Raw genomic sequence first — 2,298 nt, forward strand, 5'->3', positions numbered from 1 at the left:
GATCAGCGTCGACTTGCCCGATCCCGACAGGCCCATGATGACCTGGATGCTGCCCGGCGCGACCTGGATGTTGATGTCGCTCAGCCCCAGGACGTGCTGGTGGCGGGCCTGCAGCTCGGCCTTGGTCATGCCGGCGCGGACGGCCGCGACATGCGCCTCGGGATTGGCGCCGAAGATCTTGTAGAGGTTCTTGATCTCGATGCCGATCGGATCAGTCATGGCTGGCCTCCTGGTGTTTTTGCAGCCGCTTGCCCCAGGCCTGGCTGATGCGGTCGAAGAGGATGGCGATGCCGACGATGGCGAAGCCGTTGAAGAGCCCGAGCGTGAAATACTGGTTCGAGATCGCGCGCAGCACCGGCTGGCCCAGCCCCTGCACCCCGATCATCGAGGCGATCACCACCATGGCCAGCGCCATCATGATGGTCTGGTTGATGCCGGCCATGATCGTGGGCAGCGCCAGCGGCAGCTGCGCCTTGACCAGCTTCTGCCAGGCCGAGGAGCCGAAGGCGTCGGTCGCCTCCAGCACCTCGCGGTCGACCTGGCGGATGCCGAGGTTGGTCAGCCGGATCATCGGCGGGATGGCATAGATCACCACCGCGATCAGGCCGGGCACCCGGCCGATGCCCAGCAGCATCACCACCGGGATCAGGTAGACGAAGCTGGGCATGGTCTGCATGATGTCGAGGATCGGGCTGATGATGCGCTGCACCCGCTGCGAGCGCGCCATCAGGATGCCGAGCGGCAGGCCGATGGCGATGGACAAAAGCGTCGCGGCCAGCACCATGGAGATGGTCTTCATGGTGTCGTCCCACATGCCGAAGAGCCCGATCAGCACCAGGGTCAGCACGGAGCCGATCACCACGCGCAGGCTGCGGCTGGCGCCCCAGGCCAGGGCGGCGACGACGGCCAGGACGAGCAGCCAGGGGGTGCCCAGAAGCAATCGCTCGAACCAGATCAGCATGGTCTGCAGCGGGCTGAAGAGGCCCTCGATCATGTCGCCGTGGCTGCGGGTGAAGCTGCGAAAGCCGTCGTCGATGACGCGCTGCAACTCGCGCAGCCAGGCGCTTTTCAATTGGGGGAAGGAGGTGAGCCAGGTCATGGGATCCTCGCGCATGGGGCTGGGGGCCGGCCTGGGCGGCCGGGACCGGGAAAGGGTGGCGGCATCGGGCCGGACCGGGGTCGGGGCGGTCCCGCGGACCGGCCCGGAGGCCGGACCGAGGGGTGGTCAGGGCCCGACCCGAGAGCCGGACCGAAGGGGTGTCAGGGCCCGGACCCGAGCGCCGGCTGGGCCAGGGACCGGAACCGGGAGCCGGAGCGGGCCCCCGAGCCGAGAGCCGGAGCGGGGCCAGTCCTGGGCCGAAACCGAAGCCCGAGCGGGTCCGCAGGCCCGAGAGCCGGAGTGGGGTCAGGCCTGGGCCAGACCTGGGTCCGACCTGGGCCGGAACCGGAGCCGGAGCCGGCCCGACGGGCAGCCAGGGCCCGGACCGAGAGCCGGACCGCGACCGCGGGCCCGAGAGCCGGAGTCTCGCCAGACCAAGACCGGACCGGAGAACCGGCTGGGCCAGGCCAGGGCCCGGACCCGAGCGCCGGCTGGGCCAGGGACCGGAACCGGGAGCGGGTCCGCGGGCCCGAAAGCCGCTCCGCGGGGCCAGGCCTGGGCCAGACCTGGGTCCGACCTGGGCCGGAACCGGAGCCGGAGCCGGCCCGACGGGCAGCCAGGGCCCAGACCGAAGCCGGACCGCGACCGCGGGCCCGAGAGCCGAGAACTGGAGCCTCGCCAGACCAAGGCCGGACCGCAGAACCGGCTGGGCCAAGGCCCGGACCGGAAAGCCGGACCGACGGGCAGCCCGGCCCGGACCCGAGAGCCGGAGGGCGGGCCGGGGCGGACTTTCGGCCCACCCAGCCCGGCCGCGGGGCGCGCGGTCAGAGCGCGGCCTTGATCCTTTCGGCCGCCTCGGGCGTGACCCATTCGGTCCACGTCGCCTCGTTCTCGCGCAGGAACTGCCGCGCGCCCTCCTCGCCCTGCGCCTGGTTCTCGGTCATCCAGGCCATCAGCGCGTTCACCGTCGCATTCGTCCAGCTCCGCTTGGAAAGATAGTCCATCACCTCGGGCGGGGCGCTGTCGGCGAAGCGCTTGGCGACGACGGTCTGCACCTTGTCGGCCGGCCAGTCGTTCTTCCTGGGCTCGGCGCAATCGGCGTTCGAGGTGCAGTTCTGCCATTCGTCCCTGTCGAGCGCCACGCCGTGCTCCAGCTTGACCATCTCGTAGCGGCCCAGCAGCGCGGTCGGCGCCCAGTA

General features: G+C 70.9%; 3 protein-coding genes. All 3 read right to left on the minus strand.

Going from position 1 to position 2,298, the window contains the following annotated elements; all coding sequences use genetic code 11:
* A partial coding sequence (locus tag FE811_RS26505) for an ATP-binding cassette domain-containing protein (RefSeq protein WP_140849485.1) occupies window positions 1–219 on the minus strand: 219 nt, incomplete at its 3' end.
* On the minus strand, window positions 212–1,099 hold the full coding sequence (locus tag FE811_RS26510) for a proline/glycine betaine ABC transporter permease (protein ID WP_036761282.1): 888 nt from the start codon (window positions 1,097–1,099) through the stop codon (window positions 212–214). The genes FE811_RS26510 and FE811_RS26505, both read right to left, overlap by 8 nt.
* A gap of 824 nt (window positions 1,100–1,923) precedes the next feature.
* Window positions 1,924–2,298 (minus strand): glycine betaine ABC transporter substrate-binding protein (locus tag FE811_RS26515; protein ID WP_305034204.1); only part of this gene is annotated, 375 nt, incomplete at its 5' end.

This window comes from Paracoccus sp. FO-3 (assembly GCF_006386455.1).
Classification (GTDB): Bacteria; Pseudomonadota; Alphaproteobacteria; order Rhodobacterales; family Rhodobacteraceae; genus Paracoccus; species Paracoccus versutus.

Bases quoted from the DNA above. Each gene is read 5' to 3' on its own strand.
- FE811_RS26510 (WP_036761282.1), bottom strand. From the start codon at position 1,099: ATGACCTGGCTCACCTCCTTCCCCCAATTGAAAAGCGCCTGGCTGCGC.